4 protein-coding genes are annotated in these 3,312 nt (G+C 68.2%); 3 read left to right on the top strand and 1 reads right to left on the bottom strand.

Going from position 1 to position 3,312, the window contains the following annotated elements; all coding sequences use genetic code 11:
- Positions 1-366: MFS transporter (locus AC27KI_RS21290; RefSeq protein ID WP_487115700.1), on the bottom strand; the 366-nt coding region annotated here is incomplete at its 3' end.
- 168 nt (positions 367-534) lie between these two features.
- Between AC27KI_RS21290 and AC27KI_RS21285 the strand changes: the two genes are divergently transcribed.
- The 3 genes from AC27KI_RS21285 (at position 535) to AC27KI_RS21275 (ending at position 3,280) form a co-directional block, all read left to right on the top strand.
- On the top strand, positions 535-1,434 hold the full coding sequence (locus AC27KI_RS21285) for a LysR family transcriptional regulator (protein WP_284393505.1): 900 nt from the start codon (positions 535-537) through the stop codon (positions 1,432-1,434).
- A 163-nt stretch (positions 1,435-1,597) separates the two neighbouring features.
- The gene (locus tag AC27KI_RS21280) at positions 1,598-2,425 is read left to right on the top strand and encodes an ABC transporter substrate-binding protein (RefSeq protein WP_487115698.1); all 828 of its coding nucleotides are present in this window, start codon (positions 1,598-1,600) and stop codon (positions 2,423-2,425) included.
- 153 nt (positions 2,426-2,578) lie between these two features.
- Complete coding sequence (locus AC27KI_RS21275; protein ID WP_487115696.1) at positions 2,579-3,280, top strand: amino acid ABC transporter permease; 702 nt, start codon at positions 2,579-2,581, stop codon at positions 3,278-3,280.
- Positions 3,281-3,312 lie beyond the last annotated feature (32 nt).

The raw sequence follows: 3,312 nt of genomic DNA, 5'->3' as shown, positions 1-3,312 counted from the left end.
TGCGGCGCCCACGCCCTGCAGCGCGCGCCACAGGTTGAAGGCCACGATGCCGCCGGCACACGCCAGCCCGACCGCGCTGAGCGCCACCACGCCCACGCCGCACAGAAAGACCCGCTTGCGCCCAAAGGCATCGGCCAGCGCGCCGCAGGCCATCAGCGTGGCGCCGAAGCTCAGCATGAAGGCGTTGGTGACCCAGGCCAGTTGCACGGGGCTGCCGCCCAGTGCATCGCGCAACGCGGGCAGGGCCACGGCCGGGCCGGTGAAGCTCAAGGGCATGGCCAGCGCGGCCAGGCACACGGCCAGGAGTTGAAGGGAAACGGGGGACGCCGGTTTCGGGGTGCGGGCGAGAGTTGAGGTCGGGGACATGGCGGGGACAGCGGCTTTCAGGCAGTGGACAAGGGCGCTGGCGACTCCAGGCCACCAACGCCCATGAACGATAAAAGCGATGCAATGCGATGAAAATAGGCCCCCGCATCCCCAGACAAACAACCTTGGGTTGGCAATCCGAACCCATTCACCCCACTCTCACCCACCATGGACAGCTTCAGCGGCCTCGAATCGTTTGTGCGCGCAGCCGATCTGTCGAGCTTCGCTCAGGCCGGGCGCGCGCTCGGCATCTCGGCCTCGGCCGTGGGCAAGAACATCGCGCGGCTGGAGCAGCAACTCGGCCTGCGGCTGTTCCAGCGCACCACGCGCCAGGTGCGCCTCACGCAGGAGGGCGCGCTCTTTCACGAGCGCTGCCGCCGCATCCTGGATGAGCTGCAGGACGCCCGCGCGATGATGCAGGCGGCCGTGCAGGCCCCGCGCGGGCGCCTGCGGGTGAGCCTGCCGGTCATCGGCTACCGCTTTCTGCTGCCGGTGCTGCCCGAGTTCAAGGCCCTCTACCCCGACGTGGAACTGGAACTGGACTTCAACGACCGCCTGGTGGACGTGGTGGAGGAAGGCCTGGACGTGGTCATCCGCAGCGGCGATCTGCCCGACTCGGGCCTGGTCGCGCGCCGGCTGGGGCCGTTTCGCTTCGTGCTGGTGGCCTCGCCGCAGTACCTGGCGCGGCGCGGCACGCCCCAGGTGCCGGCCGATCTGGCGCAGCACGCCTGCCTGATCTTTCGCTTTCCCAGCGGCGGCAAGCTGCACGACTGGGTGCTGCCCGGCCTGCCGCAGCCGCTGCCCACCGAGCTGGTGTGCAACAACATGGAGGCCATGCGCGGTGCCGCCATCGCCGGCATGGGCGTGGCGTACATGCCCGACTTCCTGGCCCGGGATGCCATCGAGCGGGGTGAATTGCGGCAGGTGCTGGCCACGCACCTGGTGCACACCGGGCAGTTCTCGGCCCTGTGGCCGTCGAGCCGGCAGCTGTCGCCCAAGGTGCGGGCGTTCGTGGATTTCATCGGCGAGCGGCTGTTCCAGGCGGCGCCCGCACCCACGCCGGATTGACCCCGGGCGCCGCGCATCCCCGGGCGCGCCGGGCTGCCGTACGGAAACCGCCGCCGTGCCAAGCGCGTTCGGCGAGTTTGATTATGAAAAAAGCGACGTTCATCTCTGGCCGCGGCAGGCATAGCCTTCGGGCTTCATCCATCGGAGAGAGAGAAACAACACCATGCGCATCCGCTTCATCGCATCCCTGGTCGCCGCCGCGTTCGCCGTATCGGGCGTGGCCCACGCCGACCAGCTGGCCGACATCAAGAAGAAGGGCGAACTGGTCGTCGGCGTGCTGGGCACCGACGAACCCAACAGCTTCATCGACCCCAAGACGCGCGAACTGATCGGCTACGACGTGGACCTGGGCAAGGCGATCGCCAGGAAGATCGGCGTCAAGCCCGTGTTCAAGCAACTGGCCGTGGCCGCGCGCATTCCCGAACTGCAGCAGGGCCACGTGGACATCCTGGCCGCATCGCTCACCCACAACAAGGAGCGCGAGGCGCAGATCGATTTCTCGCTGACCACCTTCGTCACCGGCCAGAAGGTGCTGGTCAAGAAGGCCAGCGGCATCCAGGACGTGGCGGACCTGGCCGGCAAGCGTGTGGTGACCGTCAAGGGCGGCACGCAGGAGCCCAACGTGCGCAAGGCCGTGCCCACCGTGGAGGTGGTGACGTTCGAGACGACGCAGCAGGCGTTCCTCGCACTGCAGCAAGGCAAGGGCGTGGGCTACGTGAACGACGAATCCTCGTTGATCGACGACTTCGGCAAGCTGGGCGAGCGCAACAAGGACTACGCCATCCTGCCCACCAACCTGAGCGTGGAGCCGCTGGCGCTGGGCATCAAGAAGGGCGAGACCGCCGTGAAATCCATTGTGGACGACACGCTGCGCGAGCTGGAAAAGTCCGGCGAGGCCGAGAAGATCTTCTTCAAGTGGTACGGCCCCGGCACCAAGATCAAATTCACCACCCGCCCCTTCAAGTTCGAATCGGACAAGATCGACGGCTGATGGACGCAGCCATGGCGGCATGGCCGCCGGGGGCAGCACACGGGCGGCAGGCATGCCATTGGCGCATGTGGGCCGCCCTGTGGCAGGCACCCCGGTGGTGGGCCGCTGCGCCCGCATGCCCCGCGTGCGGCGTTTTCCGAATGACTGGCGTGCATGCCCTTGTTTGATTACTCCTTGCTGCTGAGCGGCAAGTACCACCTCATGATGGTGGGCGGCCTGCTGCTGTCGCTGCAGCTGCTGGCCGTCTCGCTGGTGCTGGCCCTGCCCCTGGCCCTGGTCGTGGCGCTCCTGCGCTTGGCGCCGGTGGCGCCCCTGCGCTGGGCCGGCTTCGCCTTCGTGGAGGGCATGCGCAACGTGCCGCTGCTGGCGCACCTGCTGTTCTGGTACTTCGGCGCGCCCGAGCTGCTGCCCGAGGCCGCGAAGCAGTGGCTGTACGACAGCGGCCATGCCGAGGCGGCCGCGGCCGTCGTCGCGCTGTCGCTGTACACCGCGGCTTTCATGGCCGAGGACATCCGCAGCGGCATCCGCGCGGTGCCTACGGTGCAGATGGAGGCGGGGCGCGCACTCGGCCTGGGGTTCCTTGCCGCCATGCGGCGCGTGGTGCTGCCCCAGGCGCTGCGCGTGACCGTGCCGCCCCTCATCTCGCAGGCACTGAACCTCTGGAAGAACACCTCCATCGCCACCGTGATCGGCGTGGCCGAACTCATGTACCAGGCGGCCAAGGTGGAAAGCGCCACGTTCCGCAGCATCGAGGCGTTCGCCTTCGCGAGCGCCGCCTACCTCACGGTGTCGCTGCTCATCACGGGCCTGGCGAGCTGGTACCACCACCGCTACCCCGTGCGGACGGTTGGATGAAACACCCCCTGAGTCGCTTCGCGCCTTCCCCC

The sequence above is a fragment of the Acidovorax sp. KPB24-03 genome, assembly GCF_057546605.1.
This window is presented reverse-complemented; position numbering and strand designations above follow the sequence as displayed.